Below are 16,276 nucleotides of genomic sequence, written 5' to 3'. Positions count from 1 at the left end.
CCGACTGGCTATCAGCTTACTGACAGCAGAGAATTCGCCCGCTGTTCGTTCTCATCCACGCTGTGGATGACCTTCATTTGCATTTCAAAGCGACGGGCATTGGCGATCATATCGACCATGGTCTCCATCGGCTTGACGTTACTGCCCTCCAGCACGCCCGGCATGACCCGCACCTGCGGGTCGTTGGCCAACAGATTGCCGCGGCGCTGCTGGGTTTCCGGGGTCAGGCGGAACAGGCCGTCATCGCCGCGCATCACTTCGCGCGCATCGGCTTTCACCAGCTTCAGGCGGCCAATCTGCGCGATGGTGTTCGGTGGGTCACCGGGGTTCAGCGCCGAAATGGTGCCGTCGGCCGCGATAGTGATTTCCGCCGATGGCGGTACCTCAATCGGCCCGCCGTCGCCCTGCAGCGGCATTCCCTGCACCGTCAACTGACCGTTAGCCGAAACCTGAATGCTGCCGTTGCGGGTATAGGCTTCGCCGCCGCCCGGCAGGCTGAGCGCCAGAAAACCGTCCTGCTGCAGCGCCACGTCCAGCGGGCGCCCGGTGTAGTTCAGCGCCCCCTGGCTCATATCGGCGCCCGGCGTCGAGGCCGCCACCAGCGTGCGGGTGGCGAGGCTCGGCCCGTCAACCGGCACCGCGCGCAGCGCGGCGAGCTGGGCGCGAAAGCCCGGCGTCGAGGCGTTGGCGAGATTGTTGGCGGTAATCGACTGTTGCTCCAGCGTCTGGCGCGCGGCGCCCATCGCGGTATAAATCGCGTGATCCATAACTCAGTTCCGTTAGCGCAGGCTGACCAGCGTCTGCAGGATCGAATCCTGCGTCTTGATGGTCTGGGCGTTGGACTGATAGTTACGCTGGGCGACAATCATGTTCACCAGCTCCTGGCTCAGGTCGACGTTGGAAGACTCCAGCGCGCCGCTGGTCAGCTTGCCAAAACCGCCGCCGCCGGAGAGTCCCACCCGTGGCTGGCCGGAGGCGCCGGTCTCCTGCCAGACGTTATCGCCCTGCGACGCCAGCCCTTCCGGGTTGGAGAAGTTGGCCATCACAATCTGCCCCAGGACCTGGGTCTGTTGGTTGGAATAGATACCGACGACGGTACCGTCATCGTTAATCTGGAAGTTGGTGTATTCACCGGCGGCATAACCATCCTGCGCCACTTTACTCACCGAATCGCTACCGACGTTCTGCTGCATACTACCGGCGAAGCTGAGCGTGAAGTTCTGCGCCGGGGCGCCGTCTTTCGCGCTCATCGGAATGGTCATGCTGAACTCGCCCGCCTGGCCGTTAACGCTGACCAGGTTGCCGCTGGTATTGAACTCCATGGTGCCCGCGCTGACCGCAGCCGCGCTGCCGTCCTGGGTATAGACCTGCCATTTGTTATCGTCGGTTTTCACGAAATAGGCGTTGATGTTGTGGGCGTTACCCAGCGAATCGTAGGCGGTGATGGTGTTGACGTAGTTATAGCTGTCCTGCTTCGCCGGGTCGAAGGTCTTGTTCTCCGGCACTTTATGCGTCGACTTCAGATTGGCGACCATTTCGCCGGAAGTCGACGCTTTGGCGTTCATCATTCCTTCCGGAATGCTCAGCGGTACCGGGTTGGCGCCCTGTTGAATGGTCGGCGGCGTGCCGGCGGCCGGATAGCCGGTCAGCTGCAGCCCCTGCATATTGGTCAGATTGCGGTTTTCGTCCAGCTTAAACTGGCCGTTGCGGGTATAGAAAATACCGCCGTCTTTATCCTGCATGCGGAAGAAGCCGTTGCCGTTAATCGCCACATCCAGCGCGCGGCTGGTGCCGGTAGTGGTGCCGCCTTTAAAGTTCTGGGTGATCCCGGAAACTTTAACCCCCAGCCCGACCTGCGAACCGGCGAACATATCGGCGAACGACACGCTGCCGGATTTAAAACCCGCGGTCGCGGAGTTAGCGATATTGTTGCCAATCACGTCGAGATTGGTGGCCGCCGCATTTAAGCCGCTGACTGCCTGAGAAAAGGCCATGTTACTCTCCAAATATTGAGGATATCGATAAAATCAGGTGCGAATTACAGGATCTGCCGCACTTCTTCGAGACTGGCGTTACCGGCAAGGCCGAGATCCAGCTTCGCGCCGTTGCTGTCGTTAATCACACCGTTAACCATGCCGAAGTGCAGGCTACGCGCCACCAGCTGCTCGCCGTTGCCCTTGGCGTTAATCGCCACTTTATAGGCGCCGTCCGGCGCGGCGGTACCATCATCCAGCGAGCCGTCCCAGGTGAAGGCGTGCACCCCGGCGGTGAGGCCGCCAATCTCAATGGTCCGCACCACCTGGCCGTTGGCGTTGGTGATGGTTGCCGTCACCTGGTCGGCGGCGCGCTCCAGTTCGACGCCAAACGGCGTGGTGCTGACCTGGCCTTCTTTGCTGCCGACCAGAATGTTATTACCCGGTACCATCACGCCGTGGCCGATCAGCGCGCTGGCCTGCAGCGACTGGTTGCTGTTGATCTGCCCGGAGATCGCGCCAAGGGTGGTGTTGAGTTTTTCGATGCCTTGTACGGTATTAATCTGCGCCAGCTGCGAGGTCAGCTCGTTGTTCTGCATCGGGTTGGTCGGGTCCTGATTTTTCAACTGCGCCACCAGCAACGTCAGGAAGCTGTTATGCAGATCCTGGCTGGTGCTGCTTTTGCTGGCGGAATCAAGAACCGCGTTGTTGGTCGATTCATTGGTGGTTGCGGCAATAGCCATCGGGAGCTCCGGTTACTGACCCAACGTCAGGGTTTTCATCATCATCGACTTAGTGGTGTTGAGCACTTCGACGTTGGCCTGATAGCTGCGGGAGGCGGAGATGGTGTTAACCATTTCGCTTACCACATCGACGTTCGGCATCCGTACATAACCCTTAGCATCGGCCAGCGGATTACCCGGTTGATAAACCATCCGCGCGGGCGCCGGGTCATCGACCACCTGCGAGACGCGCACGCCGCCTGTCTGCTGCCCTGGTGCCGCGGCCACTTCGAACACCACCTGCTTCGCGCGATAGGGTTCGCCATCCGGGCCGGTGACGCTATCGGCGTTGGCCATATTGCTGGCGCTGACATTCATCCGCTGTGACTGGGCCGAGAGCGCCGAGCCGGAGATATCAAAAATATTGAGTAAAGACATTGGCCTTATCCTTGTTGCAGCACCGACATCATCCCTTTGATCTGACCGTTGAGCAGCGTCAGGTCGGTCTGATATTTCAGGCTGTTGTCAGCGAAGTTGGTGCGTTCACGATCCATGTCCACCGTGTTGCCGTCCATCGACGGCTGGTCCGGCACCCGGAACAGCAGATCCAGCTCCGGCGGCTGCATGGTCTGCGCCGGAATATGACGCACCGCCGTCAGGTTCAGCGCCATGCCGTTGCCGTTTACCCGCCCCTGTTGCAGGACTTTATTCAGTTGGCTGGCGAAATCGATATCCCGCGCCTGATAGCCCGGCGTGTCTGCGTTGGCGATATTGGCGGCCAGTATTTCCTGGCGCTGGGCGCGCAGGTTCAGCGCCTCCTGGCCAAAACGCAGAGCAGCGTCCAGTTTGTCGAGCATGCTCCCTCCGCAAGGTTAGAATTTGGAGCCGACAGCATAAACGCCCCCTGCGCCAACCTATCGCGGGAATAGGGGCAAAATGGGCCGCTATTTATCTGTTTAGTCCCTCGGGGCAGCCGTTACACTTAACCCCTTTCCGGGTGGCGTGAGGGGAACGCGATGAAAAGTAAAATCCTGCTGGTCGGCCTGCTGTGCAGCCTGAGCGCCCGCGCCGACACGCTGGCGACGCAAATCGAAAGCTTCATTAAAAGCAAATTCAACGATAATGCCGTGCAGGTGAAAGTGCTGGTGCGCACGCCGCCCGCTCAGTGGCCGCCGTGTGAATTACCGCAGTTGTCGCTGGCGCCCAATGCGCGAATCGGCGGCAATATCAGCGTCTCCGCCCGCTGCGGGCAGGAGCGGCGGTTTATTCAGACCCAAGTGCAGGTATTTGGCCGTTATCTGGCGGCGGCGCGCGGTATTAGCGGCGGAACGCCGCTGACCCCGGCGGATGTGGTGCTAAAATCAGGCAGGCTCGATACCCTGCCGCCGCGTACGCTGACCGACAGCAAAAAAGCGCTGGGCGCGGTGACGCTGCGGAATATCAGCCCAGGCCAACCGCTGACGCTCTCTATGTTGCGTCGCGCGTGGGTGATCAAAGCCGGTCAGCCAGTGCAGGTCATGGCCGAGGGGGACGGCTTTAGCATCAGCGGTGCCGGTAAGGCGATGAATAACGCGGCAGCCGAAGATAGCGTGCGCGTGCGCATGGTTTCCGGCAAAATCGTCAGCGGTATCGCCGGGGAGGATGGATCCATCCGTATTACGTTATAAAAAAGTAAAGGTTTGCCAGCCCCTGCCGATAACCCCATTAGAAACCCATTTTGGAGATGGACCATGAGTATCGATCGCACCCAGCGGTTACAGCCGGTTTCCACGGTGCAGCCGCGTGAAACCCCGGCCGACAACCCGCTTCAGCCGCGCAAGGCCGCCGCGGCGGAAACCGCCGTTAGCGCCACCAAAGTGAAACTGAGCGATGCGCAGGCGCGGCTGATGCAGCCCGGCACCCAGGATATTGATATGAACCGGGTCGAGGCTATCAAACAGGCGATTCGTAGCGGCGAGCTGAAAATGGACGCGGGCAAAATCGCCGACGCCCTGCTGCAGGATGCGCACAACGATATCCAGCGCCTTGCCGGTAGCAAAACAGATAAGGCCTGATGATGGACAGATTACGCACTCTGCTGGATAAACTGGCGGAAACCCTGCGGGCGCTGGATGACGTGCTGGCGCAAGAGCAACAATTGCTGTGTGCGGATGAACTGCCCGGCGTGGCGCTGCAGCGCGTCACCGATAGCAAGAGTCAACTGCTGGCGACGGTGGCCTGGCTTGAACAACAGCGCCCGGCGCTGGAAGCCAACCTTGCGCTACGCGCGCCTTACCCGGGCCATGAAAGCTTCGGCGAACGCTGGCGGCAGATCCAGCAGTTAAGCCAGAGCCTGCGTGAAAAGAATCAGCATAACGGTCTGTTGCTCAATCAACAGATCGCCCATAACCAGCAGGCGCTGGCAATTCTTAGCAAGAATAATAAATCGCTGTACGGGCCGGACGGTCAGTCGCGCGCCGCCAGTCTGCTGGGCCGTAAAATCGGCGTCTGACCCCCTTTCTCTGTATTTCCCCCATGGCGACGGTTATCCGTAGCGCCGTTTTTTGTCAGGTGGCGCTACGCTTACCTGACCTACGGCGGCATGTGATCTGTAGGCCCGCGCAAGCGTAGCGCCGCCGGGCAATAACCGCGGGTAACGAGCCATTTTCGCGCCGGATGGCGGCTGCGCCTTATCCGGCCTACGGTCTGTATTAATACAAAACTTTCCCCTGCAACTACTGATAATTAACGATAACCTGATTGGCAATCGCCCGCAGCGGCGGGTTTAACGGCCCGCGGGTCTGTACGGAATAGACAAAACGCAGCGGCCCATCTGCCGCCTCGCCTGCCAACGCGTGACTGGTGCCGCTGGCGCTGGTCAGCGGAATACAGCGATTCAGGCTACATAAATGTACCTGCAGCCCCGCCGGCTCCGCTGACAGCAGACGATAGCGCCAGCTAACGGTCTCAATGCGCGCATTGCCGCCAGGCAGCGTATTGGGCGGCAGCAGCGCGGCGGAAGAATCACTCATCCCGCCCTGTTCAAGGGTGACGCCGGGCCCTTCGGCAATCCATGAGCCCGATGCCGCGCCGGCGGTAACCGGCAATAAAAGGCACAATAAAGGAAGATAGCGCGTCATCAGGCCGCTCCAATGGTTGAGGTCATGCGAATCTGGCGATCGTCGTTGATCTCCAGGTTGGAAAGTACCGCCATTTGCGGCAGGCTACGGCGCAGGAAGCGCGCCAGCAGCGGGCGCAGCGCGTGGTTAACCAGCAGCACCGGCGGCGCACTGAGCATCTCCTGGCGCTGCAGCGCCTGCCGCGCCTGCTCAAGCAGGCGGTCGGCAAGCCCCGGTTCGAGACCGCCGCCGCCCTGCAGCGCCTGCAGCAGCAGTCGTTCCAGTTGGGTATCCAGGCCGATAACCTGAATTTCGCCATTGCCAGGGAACCACTGCTGGGCAATCGCCCGCCCCAGCGCCACGCGCACGACGGTGGTCAGCTCGTAAGGATCGCTTTGCGTCGGCGCATGTTCCGCCAGCGTCTCGATAATGGTACGCATATCGCGGATCGACACCCGCTCGGCCAGCAGATTCTGCAACACCTTATGCAGCGTGGTCAGCGATACCACGCCCGGTACGAAATCTTCGGTCAGCTTCGGCATCTCCTGCGACACACGGTCGAGTAGCTGCTGCGTCTCCTGGCGGCCAAACAGTTCGCTGGCGAACTGGCCGATGAGGTGGTTGAGATGGGTCGCCACCACCGTACTGGCCTCCACCACCGTATAGCCCTGAATTTGCGCCTGCTCGCGCAACGCGCTATCAATCCACACCGCCTCCAGACCGAAGGCCGGATCGATAGTTTTATCCCCCGCCAGCTCGCCGATGGTGTTGCCGGGGTTGATCGCCAGCCAGCGCCCAGGCTGCGCTTCGCCGCTGCCGATTTCCACGCCTTTCATCAGAATGCGGTAGCGGGCGGGCGCCAGTTCGAGGTTATCGCGGATATGCACCACCGGCGGCAGATATCCCATCTCCTGGGCGAATTTCTTGCGGATCCCGCGGATACGCCCCAACAGCTCGCCATTTTGCTGAAAATCGACCATCGGAATCAGCCGGTAACCCACTTCCATGCCCAGCGGATCTTCCAACTGTACGTCCGCCCAACTGGCTTCCGCGGCCTGAGTATTCTCCTGCACGATGGGTTCGTCGGCGACTTTCGGCGCCTGTTTGTCGCGCCCGCGCAGCCACCAGGCCAGCCCGAGCAACGCGGCGGTAAACAGCAGGAAAACCAGGTTCGGCATCCCCGGCACCAGCCCCAGCAGCCCAAGTACCGCGGCACACAGCAGCATGACCTTCGGGTTATTGAATAGCTGGCCGACCATCTGTTCGCCGACATCCTGATCGGTCGCCACCCGGGTAACGATGACCCCGGCGGCGGTAGAGATCACCAGCGCCGGAATCTGCGCCACCAGCCCGTCGCCGATGGTCAGCAAGGTGTAGCTTTCCGCCGCCGCGCCCAGCTCCATACCGTGCTGCACCACGCCGACCAGCAGTCCGCCGACCACGTTAATCACCATAATCATTAGCCCGGCGATGGCATCGCCGCGAACAAACTTGCTGGCACCGTCCATCGAACCGTAGAAGTCGGCTTCCTGCGTGACTTCCGCGCGACGTTTTTTCGCCTCCTCTTCGCCGATAAGCCCGGCGTTCATGTCGGCATCGATCGCCATTTGCTTACCCGGCATGCCGTCGAGCACGAAACGCGCCCCCACTTCGGCGATACGCCCGGCGCCTTTGGTGATAACCATGAAGTTGATCAGCACGAGGATAATAAACACCACGATACCGATGGCGAAATTACCGCCGACCAGGAAGTGACCGAAGGCCTCCACGACCCGCCCCGCGGCGGCGGCCCCGGTGTGCCCTTCCATCAAAATGATGCGCGTCGAGGCGACGTTGAGCGACAGGCGCAGCAGCGTCGAGAACAGCAGAATGGTCGGAAACGCGGCGAAGTCCAGCGTGCGCTGGGTAAACATCGCCACCAGCAGCACCATAATCGACAACGCGATATTGAAAGTAAAAAGCAGGTCGAGGATAAACGCCGGCAGCGGCAGCACCATCATCGACAAAATCAGCAGGATCAGGATCGGGCCGGCCAGAACCTGCCATTGCGTATCTTTAACATTCCCCGGCAAACGCAGCAGGGAGGCCAAATTAGCCATCAGAGTCACTCTCTTTTGCAAAATCCAGTGCTTCCGGCACCGGTAAACGTTGAGGTTTTTTCGGGATCAGGCCGCCCTCGCGCCGCCAGCGGCGCAGTTGATAGACCCAGGCCAGCACTTCGGCGACCGCGGCATAGAGGGTGGCGGGAATATGCTGGCCAATCTCGCTATGGCGATAGAGCGCGCGGGCCAGCGGCGGCGCTTCGAGCATCGGAATACGGTGTTGCGCTCCCAGTTCACGAATGCGCAGCGCAATCTCCCCCGCCCCTTTAGCCAGCACCTTCGGCGCGCTCATTTTTTTATCGTTGTACTGTAGGGCGACGGCATAGTGGGTCGGGTTAGTGACTATCACGTCCGCTTTCGGCACATCGGCCATCATCCGCCGCTGGGCAATCGCCCGCTGCTGTTGACGGATCCGCCCTTTAACATGCGGGTCACCTTCCTGATCTTTGAATTCGTCGCGGATATCCTGTTTGGTCATCTTCAGCTTTTTGAAGTGGCTCCACAGCTGATAAAAAACGTCAAACGCCACCATCGGCGTCAATCCGAGCACCACCAGAAATCCGCAATAGAGGATCATCTGCAGCGCATTGGCCAACGCGTCGAGCGGCTGTTGGGTCATCAGATGCAGCATCGCCGCCCAGTTGTGCCACAGGTACAGCCCGGTTACCCAACCGACCAGCGTGGCTTTGAGGATCCCTTTTAACAGCTCCGCCAGCACCTGGGTGGAGAACATGCGTTTCAGACCGGAAAGCGGATTCAGCCGTTTAAGATCGAATTTGAGCGACTTGGTGCTGAATAAAATGCCGCCAAGCAGCATCGGCGCGGCCAGCGCCACCAGCACCAGCCCGGCCATTACCGGCAGCAATGCCAGCACCGCCTGACGCAGCAGCATTCCCAGCTGGCGCAGCATTTGTTTGTCATTGCTGACCATCCCGTGGTCAAAGTGCAGGCCCTGCGTCAGCATCTCCGCCAGTTGGCGAGTGATATTGCTGCCGGACATCAGGATAATGGCGAGCCCGGCCACCAGCATCAGCACCGAGGTCAGCTCGCGCGAGCGCGGGATCTGGCCCTCTTCACGCGCCTTCTCCAACCGATGGGCGGTGGGGGCCTCGCTTTTTTCCAGATCGCTGTCTTCCGCCAAGCCTGCAGTTCCTGTGTCGGGAGGGTAAAGAATGGCGGTCAGCATGCCAAAAAAATAGCGAAGTCATTGGCGGAACAACGGCGAAAAAGAGGGGTTATTTCATGGATGAGGGAAAGGCGGCAGGGGCGCAGCGACTGCGCCCCGTCATATTCAGAAACCGAGACTATCTAGCAGATCGTCAACCTGCGCCTGGTTGGCGATGACGCCGACGCCGTTCTGGTCAAGCTGCGGGCCGTTGAGCAGGCTATCGTTGGCCCGTTTCTCTTTCACCGGCGGTTCCGGCATGTTTTCCATCAGCACCATCAGCAGCTGCTTTTCAATTTCCTGCACCACATCCATCATGCGCTTGATAACCTGACCGGTCAGGTCCTGGAAATCCTGCGCCATCATAATTTCCATCAGTTGGGCGTTGGTAAAGGATGTATGGCCCGGCACCTGATCCAGATACTCACGGGTGTCGGTCACCAGCGCGCGCGCGTCGTCCAGTTCGATCGGATTAGCGAACCACTCATCCCAGCGCGATTTTAGCGCGCTGGCGCCGGACTCCAGTTCGGCCTGGCGCGGCTGCGCCGCCTCCACGCAGCTCAACGCCCGTTCCGCCGCCTGCGCCGTCATGGTGACAACGTAATCAAGACGGTCGCGGGCATCCGGGATCGCCTCGGCCGCCTGGGCAATCGCCTGATCGAGCCCCAGCTCGCGCATGCTGTCGCGCAGCATACGGGTGAGCTGGCCGATACGGGAGATTATCTCTCCCGCGGTCGCTGCATCGCTGGCAGGCATTGGAATCTCTCTCATCGCCCTCTCCTTACATGCCCAATTTTTCAAAAATCTTGTTGAGCTTTTCTTCCAGCGTCGCCGCCGTAAAAGGTTTCACCACATAACCGCTGGCGCCTGCCTGCGCGGCGGCAATAATATTTTCTTTTTTCGCTTCCGCCGTCACCATCAATACCGGCATCGCCGCCAGCGCGGCATCGGCACGAATGGTCTGCAGCAGCTCCAGGCCGTCAACGTTAGGCATGTTCCAGTCGGAGACCACGAAATCAAAGCTGCTGGCTCGCAGCTTATTTAGCGCGTCCGCGCCATCTTCCGCCTCTTCGACGTTGTTGAAGCCGAGCTCTTTAAGCAAATTTCTGATGATACGACGCATGGTGGAAAAGTCGTCGACGACCAGAAAACGGAGATTCTTATCTGCCATTACTACCCCTGAACAGTGTCATTTTTAACTCACTTCACACCACGCCGCCGGGACTTCCCGGCGGCGTGAATTTAAATTCGCAGCGCCTGGCCGCCGGCGATCTGCGCCAGCATGCGTTGGCTCATGCGCTCCAGTTCAACCACTTCGTTGACCCCACCGCTGGCGATGGCCTCGCGCGGCATGCCGAACACCACGCAGCTCGCCTCACTCTGCGCCAGGGTATAGGCCCCGGCGCGATGCATCTCCAGCATCCCCTGCGCGCCGTCGTTGCCCATGCCGGTGAGGATCACCCCCACCGCATTGCGCCCGGCGTGGCGGGCCACCGAGCGAAACAGCACATCCACCGAGGGACGATGGCGATTTACCGCCGGGCCGTCGTGCAACTTGACCTGATAGTTAGCGCCGCTACGCGCCAGCTCCAGATGGCGATCCCCTGGCGCAATATAGGCGTGTCCCGGGAGCACGCGTTCGCCCTCTTCCGCCTCTTTCACCGTGATCTGGCACAGCTTATTCAACCGTTCGGCAAACGAGCGGGTAAATCCCGGCGGCATATGCTGGGTGATAAGCAGCGCCGGACTGGTGGCCGGCAACGGTTGTAGCACCTGACGAATCGCTTCGGTGCCGCCGGTGGAAGCGCCAATGGCGATCAGCTTCTCGCTGCTCAGCAGCGGTCCGTGGCTTAAAATGGCCGGCGGCTGGTCATTGGCCCGCTGCGGCAGCCGCGCCCGTGCGGCGGTACGGATCTTTTCGCCTATCAGTTCGCTGTAGGCCAGCATGCCTTCGCGGATCCCGAGCTGCGGTTTGGTGACGAAATCCACCGCCCCCAGCTCCAGCGCGCGCAGGGTAATTTCCGAACCTTTACCGGTCAGCGATGAAACCATCACCACCGGCATCGGCCGCAGGCGCATCAGCTTTTCGAGGAAATCGAGGCCGTCCATGCGCGGCATTTCGACGTCAAGCGTCAGCACCTGTGGGTTAAATTTTTTGATCAGATCCCGTGCGACCAGCGGGTCCGGGGCCACCGCCACCATCTCCATATCGGCGTGGCCATTGACGATCTCGGTCATCAACTGGCGCATCAGGGCCGAATCATCAACACATAACACTCTGATTTTACTCATTACTTCTCCTTGGTCAGCCCATACACGGTCTGTCCACGCAGGTAGAAATCCCGGCTGATCTGGCTGAAATTCTCGGAGTGACCGGCAAACAACAGTCCCCCCGGTTTAAGCAAGGGGACAAAGCGGCGCAGGATGCGTTCCTGCGTCGGTTTATCGAAATAGATCATCACGTTGCGGCAAAAAATCGCGTCGAACGACCCCGGCAGCGCCCACTCCGCCGCCAGCAGATTCAGCGGCTGGAAGTTGACCCGCGCCGCCAGCTCCTGACGCACGCGCACCAGCCCCTGATGCGGCCCGGTGCCGCGCAGAAAATAACGCTGCATCTGGATTGGTGTCAGAGTGCGCAGATCTTCATGGCGATAAATCCCCGCTTCCGCTTTCTCCAGCACCTGGGTGTCAATATCGCTGGCCCAGACCTGGCAACTGCCCGCACGTTCCCCGAGCGCATCACCGAGCGTAATGGCGATGGAATAAGGTTCTTCGCCGGTCGAGGCGGCGGTGCTCCACACGCTATAGTTCCCGGGACGCGAGCGCGCATGCTCCGCCAGAATCGGAAAGTGGTGCGCCTCGCGAAAAAAGGCGGTCAGGTTGGTGGTCAGCGCATTGATAAACGCCTGCCACTCGGCGCTGTGCGGGTCGCTTTCCAGCAGCGCCAGGTAGTCGCCGAAATCATGAATGCCCAGCAGACGCAAACGGCGCACCAGCCGGTTGTACACCATCTCGCGCTTATGCGCCGCCAGCACGATCCCGGCACGCTGATAGATAAGCTGGCTGATGCGGCGAAAATGTGCGTCGGAGAGCGGCAGACGCTGAGCCATCTGCGCCAGCGCCGATCCGCTTTCACGCGCCGCGGTTGATGTCGTCTGCTTCATGCCGACTCACCGGCAAAATACGAGCGGTTTATGCGGTTTGACAATCCAGGGTCTCCTTTACCGTGGATGAGGTTTCCGGCGCGACGAAGTTGTCGTCCGCCAGACGGAATACCGCCACTGCATCGGCGAGGGTAATCGCCTGCTCTTCCAGCGCAGCGGCGGCGGAAGCCGATTCCACCACCAGGGCGGCGTTCTGTTGCGTGACCTGATCCATCTGGGTAACCGCCTGCGTCACCTGCTCAATGCCGCGGCTCTGCTCATCGGAGGCGGAGGCGATTTCGCCCATGATGTCGGTCACCCGGGTGACCGAGCGCACGATGTCCTGCATGGTGGCGCCGGAATTCTCCACCAGCACCGAGCCGTGTTTGACGCGGCTGACGGATTCATCGATCAGTAGCTTAATTTCTTTTGCCGCCTGGGCGCTGCGGCTGGCCAGGTTGCGTACTTCACCAGCCACCACCGCAAAGCCGCGCCCCTGTTCACCGGCGCGCGCCGCCTCCACCGCCGCGTTAAGCGCCAGAATATTGGTCTGGAAGGCGATGCCGTCGATGACGCTGGTAATGGCGCCGATTTTTTGCGAACTGTTGGCGATGTCGTGCATCGTGGTGACCACGTCATCCGCCAGCTCGCCGCCTTTGGCGGCGGTGGAGGAGGCATCACGCGCCAGCTGCGATGCCTGGCGGGCGTTATCGGCATTCTGTTTTACCGTCGCCGTTAGCTGCTCCATACTGGCGGCGGTCTCTTCCAGCGAAGCCGCCTGTTGTTCGGTGCGCGAGGAGAGATCGTTGTTGCCTTCTGAAATCTCCTGCAGGCCGATAAGAATCGACTCCGCGCCGTCGCGCACCGCGCCGACGGTACCAATCAGCGACTGTTGCATGCGCTGCAGGCTGGCAAATAGCTGGCTGATTTCGTTACGCCCATAGACCTCAATCGGTGCGGAAAGATCGCCGCTGGCGATACGTTCGAAATGGCCGCGAATAATGTTCAGCGGCTGCACCAGCATAGTTCGCAGCCACCACATCGCGCTGAGGGTGACTACCAAGAGCATCAGCACCGCCCCGGCAACCAACCAGATTGACCAGCCGTAGGCCTGCTGACTGGAGGCGCTGGCTTCATCGGTCGTCGCCTTCGCCAGCTGCAGATATTGCACAAAGTCGGCCTCGAAGCGGTCCTGTATTTTCTGCGTCGGCTGGTCCATAAAGGCCTGCAGGTTGCGATTTTCGAGGAACACGATCAGTTCGCGCAGCGCGCCGCGTAGCTTCTCGTAGCTATCGCGCGTGGCATCGGCCAACTGCTGTTCCTGCTCATCCGCGCGAGGCGTGTCGAGGAACTGGTTAAAATAGAGATCGGCTTTTTGCAGCGAGCTGCGGGCGCCGCCCATCAGCGCATCCACCTGCTCCTGCGGCACCTTCAGCGCCGCGCGGGTACCGGCGCGGTTAAGGGTATTTCGCGCCTGTAGCAGCGATACCCAGCTCAGGCTAAGCGCATCGCGCTGCTGGCTACTGACGGTAATACGTTCAAGATTGTGGTTGTCGGCGCGCAGCGCGACGTAAGAGAGCCCGGTGCTGATCAGTTGCATGATGCAAAAGGAGATCAGCAGCAGGAAAAGACTGGTAGAGATACGGATTCGGTTAAACATAGCAATCTCCTTGGTAGCCGGTCTTGGCCGGCTTACAACGCAAGAGAGGCCGCCGCGTGTAGGGATGCGGCGGCCGGTACCCGTTAGAACGTCTCCCAGTTATCCTGGTAGTCGCTGGCGCTGGTTTTTTTATGCGTAGCGATGGCGGCAGGCGCGGTTTTATTGCTGACCGGCGCTTTATACTCCTCCTGCCCTTCCGACTTCAGACGGAAGACGGCAACCGACTGCGTCAGCAGGCTGGCCTGCTCTTCCAGCGCGGCGGCGGCCGAGGCCGACTCCTCCACCAGCGAGGCGTTCTGCTGGGTGACGCGATCCATTTCCGCTACCGCCTGGCCGACCTGGTCGATACCGCGGCTCTGTTCATCGGAAGCAGAGGCGATTTCGCCCATGATGTCGGTCACGCGGGTGACCGCATTGACGATATCGCCCATGGTGTCGCCGGCGCTTTCCACCAGTACCGAGCCCATATCCACACGGTTGACCGAGTCCTCGATCAGCGCTTTGATCTCTTTGGCCGCCTGGGCGCTGCGCTGCGCCAGGTTGCGGACTTCACCCGCCACAACCGCGAAGCCGCGACCTTGTTCACCCGCCCGCGCCGCTTCTACCGCGGCGTTAAGCGCCAGGATGTTAGTCTGGAAGGCGATACCATCGATAACGCCGGTGATATCGGCAATTTTCTGCGAGCTGCTGGCGATGTCGTGCATGGTTTCCACCACGTTAGCCACCACTTTGCCGCCCTTCTGCGCGGTTTCGGAGGCGCTCAGCGCCAGCTGGCTGGCCTGACGCGCGTTTTCGGCGTTCTGTTTCACCGTCGCCGTCAGCTGTTCCATACTGGCGGCGGTCTCTTCCAGCGATGCCGCCTGCTGTTCGGTGCGCGAAGAGAGATCGTTGTTCCCGGCAGCGATTTCCGACGCGCCGCTATAGATGGCATCCGCCCCCTGACGCACGCCGCTTACCGTTTCGATAAGCTCGTTCTGCATGTGCTTGAGGCTGGCGGCCAGCACGCCGATTTCATTACGGCTGGTCACCGGGATAGGCTGGGTCAGGTCGCCGGACGCGATCCGTTTGATGTGTTCAATCATGCGGTTCAGCGGGCGCACCAGGATATGGTGGATGCCCATCCACACGCCGACGATCGCCGCCAGCACCACGATGATGACCACAATTAAGGTCCAGATCGCCGAGCTATACGAGCTGTTGCTAGCGTCAACGGCGATTTGATACAGCTTGCCGTTTTGCTGCAGATAGGCGTTATAGGTCTGCTCGAAATCGTCCTGGTATTTTTGCGTCGGCTGGTCGAAGAAGGCGTTGATTTTACCCTCGCCCAGCAGCTGGATCAGCTCCGACAGCGCGCCGTACAGGATGCCATACTGCTGCTTAAGCTTTTCCGTCGCCTGAGGATCCTGACGCGGGTCCTGCGGGATTTTTTCATAGGCGGTGTAGTTGCGCTCGGCGCGGGCCAGCTCTTCTTTCGCTTTCGCCAGCAGCTCGTCGATAGTCGCGCCGCTGCCGATTTTGTTGGTATCCATCATGTAGCGGATCCCTGCGCGGTTCAGGGAGTTACGCGCCTGCAGCAGATCGACCCGACTTTCACTCAGCAGTAGCTGCTGCTGACGGATGGTTTGCAGGACGGTGAAGTTCTCTTTATCGCTTTTCAGCGACGAAAAAAACAGACCGCCTGAAATCAGCTGCAATGCGCCAAATAGCACCAGCACTAATAAGAGACTGGTGACGACCTTAATACGATTAAACATGTTTCCCCTTCCTGGAAGCCTGAACGGCCAGGCTTTACGTATGTGACTGAAAGGGTTATCGGCGTACGGAAGGGGAACTTTATGCCAGGCGGGGACTATTTTTACCGGGCGCGACCAGGCGCGCCCCGTTGCTTAGTGGCTTTTGGCGACGTTATCGACCAGCGCCATCTCTTCGCTGCTGAGCAGCTTTTCGATATCCACAAGAATCAACATGCGCTCGCCGAGCGCGCCAAGACCGGTGAGATACTCGGTCGCCAGCGTCACCGCGAATTCCGGCGCCGGGCGGATCTGTTCGGCGGTGAGAGACAACACGTCAGAGACGCCGTCGACCACAATCCCCACCACCCGCTGGCCGAAGTTAAGCACGATAACCACCGTGTTTTCATCATAAGAGACGCCCTGCTGGGCGAATTTTACCCGCAGGTCGATAATCGGCACGATCACCCCGCGCAGATTGGTGACGCCTTTGATGAAATCCGGGGTGTTGGCGATACGCGTCACCTGGTCATAGCCGCGGATCTCCTGCACTTTCAGAATATCGATGCCGTATTCTTCATTGCCGAGGGTAAAGATTAAAAACTCCTGACCTACCGTTTCGCCAGCCAATTTGCTGACGGTTGCTAATCCTGCCATGGTCTGCACCTGTTAATTTGATGAGA

The 16,276-nt window shown here is 60.2% G+C and carries 18 protein-coding genes; 3 read left to right on the top strand and 15 right to left on the bottom strand.

What is annotated here, in order from left to right; genetic code table 11:
* Positions 1 to 11: 11 nt before the first annotated feature.
* Genes ABLV08_RS08320 through flgB form a run of 5 tightly spaced genes read right to left on the bottom strand, consistent with a single transcriptional unit; the run spans position 12 to position 3,552 of the window.
* On the bottom strand, positions 12 to 767 hold the full coding sequence (locus ABLV08_RS08320) for a flagellar basal body rod protein FlgF (RefSeq protein ID WP_015704934.1): 756 nt from the start codon (positions 765 to 767) through the stop codon (positions 12 to 14).
* A 12-nt stretch (positions 768 to 779) separates the two neighbouring features.
* The gene (gene flgE / locus ABLV08_RS08315) at positions 780 to 1,994 is read right to left on the bottom strand and encodes a flagellar hook protein FlgE (RefSeq protein WP_015367327.1); all 1,215 of its coding nucleotides are present in this window, start codon (positions 1,992 to 1,994) and stop codon (positions 780 to 782) included.
* A gap of 44 nt (positions 1,995 to 2,038) precedes the next feature.
* Positions 2,039 to 2,716 carry a flagellar hook assembly protein FlgD gene (gene flgD / locus ABLV08_RS08310; RefSeq protein ID WP_015367328.1) on the bottom strand — a complete coding sequence of 226 codons (678 nt, stop codon included), beginning with the start codon at positions 2,714 to 2,716 and terminating at the stop codon, positions 2,039 to 2,041.
* 12 nt (positions 2,717 to 2,728) lie between these two features.
* Positions 2,729 to 3,133 carry a flagellar basal body rod protein FlgC gene (gene flgC, locus ABLV08_RS08305; protein ID WP_015367329.1) on the bottom strand — a complete coding sequence of 135 codons (405 nt, stop codon included), beginning with the start codon at positions 3,131 to 3,133 and terminating at the stop codon, positions 2,729 to 2,731.
* Between the two features lie 5 nt (positions 3,134 to 3,138).
* Positions 3,139 to 3,552, bottom strand: coding sequence for a flagellar basal body rod protein FlgB (flgB, locus tag ABLV08_RS08300; protein WP_348855740.1), 414 nt, complete (start codon positions 3,550 to 3,552; stop codon positions 3,139 to 3,141).
* Positions 3,553 to 3,711: 159 nt separating this feature from the next.
* Here flgB and flgA point away from each other — a divergent pair, with 159 nt between their 5' ends.
* From flgA to flgN, 3 genes are all read left to right on the top strand, one after another.
* Entirely contained in the window at positions 3,712 to 4,362 is a 651-nt protein-coding gene (flgA, locus tag ABLV08_RS08295) for a flagellar basal body P-ring formation chaperone FlgA (protein ID WP_032711329.1), read from the top strand.
* Between the two features lie 63 nt (positions 4,363 to 4,425).
* Entirely contained in the window at positions 4,426 to 4,749 is a 324-nt protein-coding gene (gene flgM / locus ABLV08_RS08290; protein ID WP_015367332.1) for a flagellar biosynthesis anti-sigma factor FlgM, read from the top strand.
* A gap of 2 nt (positions 4,750 to 4,751) precedes the next feature.
* Positions 4,752 to 5,186: a flagellar export chaperone FlgN gene (gene flgN / locus ABLV08_RS08285; protein ID WP_032711327.1), complete on the top strand. Its 435-nt coding sequence runs from the start codon at positions 4,752 to 4,754 to the stop codon at positions 5,184 to 5,186.
* Between the two features lie 223 nt (positions 5,187 to 5,409).
* Here flgN and ABLV08_RS08280 read toward each other — a convergent pair whose 3' ends face one another.
* The 10 genes from ABLV08_RS08280 to cheW form a co-directional block, all read right to left on the bottom strand.
* A complete protein-coding gene (locus tag ABLV08_RS08280) occupies positions 5,410 to 5,814 on the bottom strand; it encodes a flagellar protein FlhE (protein ID WP_015367334.1) in 405 nt (134 codons plus the stop codon).
* A complete protein-coding gene (flhA, locus tag ABLV08_RS08275; RefSeq protein ID WP_032711326.1) occupies positions 5,814 to 7,892 on the bottom strand; it encodes a flagellar biosynthesis protein FlhA in 2,079 nt (692 codons plus the stop codon). The genes ABLV08_RS08280 and flhA overlap by 1 nt, the downstream gene beginning before the upstream one ends.
* Positions 7,885 to 9,036 (bottom strand): flagellar biosynthesis protein FlhB, encoded by a 1,152-nt coding sequence (flhB, locus tag ABLV08_RS08270; RefSeq protein WP_015367336.1) that lies wholly within the window; start codon positions 9,034 to 9,036, stop codon positions 7,885 to 7,887. The genes flhA and flhB overlap by 8 nt, the downstream gene beginning before the upstream one ends.
* Positions 9,037 to 9,186: 150 nt before the next feature.
* On the bottom strand, positions 9,187 to 9,831 hold the full coding sequence (cheZ, locus tag ABLV08_RS08265) for a protein phosphatase CheZ (protein ID WP_015367337.1): 645 nt from the start codon (positions 9,829 to 9,831) through the stop codon (positions 9,187 to 9,189).
* Between the two features lie 10 nt (positions 9,832 to 9,841).
* Positions 9,842 to 10,231 (bottom strand): chemotaxis response regulator CheY, encoded by a 390-nt coding sequence (cheY, locus tag ABLV08_RS08260; RefSeq protein WP_015367338.1) that lies wholly within the window; start codon positions 10,229 to 10,231, stop codon positions 9,842 to 9,844.
* Positions 10,232 to 10,302: 71 nt separating this feature from the next.
* On the bottom strand, positions 10,303 to 11,352 hold the full coding sequence (locus ABLV08_RS08255; protein WP_015367339.1) for a chemotaxis response regulator protein-glutamate methylesterase: 1,050 nt from the start codon (positions 11,350 to 11,352) through the stop codon (positions 10,303 to 10,305).
* Positions 11,352 to 12,224, bottom strand: a complete 873-nt coding sequence (gene cheR / locus ABLV08_RS08250; RefSeq protein ID WP_110916142.1) for a protein-glutamate O-methyltransferase CheR — start codon at positions 12,222 to 12,224, stop codon at positions 11,352 to 11,354. Before cheR ends, ABLV08_RS08255 begins: the two co-directional genes overlap by 1 nt.
* A 28-nt stretch (positions 12,225 to 12,252) precedes the next feature.
* Complete coding sequence (locus tag ABLV08_RS08245) at positions 12,253 to 13,863, bottom strand: methyl-accepting chemotaxis protein (RefSeq protein WP_032714190.1); 1,611 nt, start codon at positions 13,861 to 13,863, stop codon at positions 12,253 to 12,255.
* A gap of 83 nt (positions 13,864 to 13,946) precedes the next feature.
* Positions 13,947 to 15,617: a methyl-accepting chemotaxis protein gene (locus ABLV08_RS08240; RefSeq protein ID WP_015367342.1), complete on the bottom strand. Its 1,671-nt coding sequence runs from the start codon at positions 15,615 to 15,617 to the stop codon at positions 13,947 to 13,949.
* A 132-nt stretch (positions 15,618 to 15,749) separates the two neighbouring features.
* Complete coding sequence (gene cheW / locus ABLV08_RS08235) at positions 15,750 to 16,250, bottom strand: chemotaxis protein CheW (RefSeq protein ID WP_015367343.1); 501 nt, start codon at positions 16,248 to 16,250, stop codon at positions 15,750 to 15,752.
* Positions 16,251 to 16,276: the final 26 nt, after the last annotated feature.

Source organism: Klebsiella sp. CN_Kp088 (assembly GCF_040064335.1).
GTDB lineage: Bacteria > Pseudomonadota > Gammaproteobacteria > Enterobacterales > Enterobacteriaceae > Klebsiella > Klebsiella aerogenes.
The sequence above is the reverse complement of the archived record's forward strand: the minus strand, read 5'-3'. Positions and strand labels throughout refer to the sequence as shown.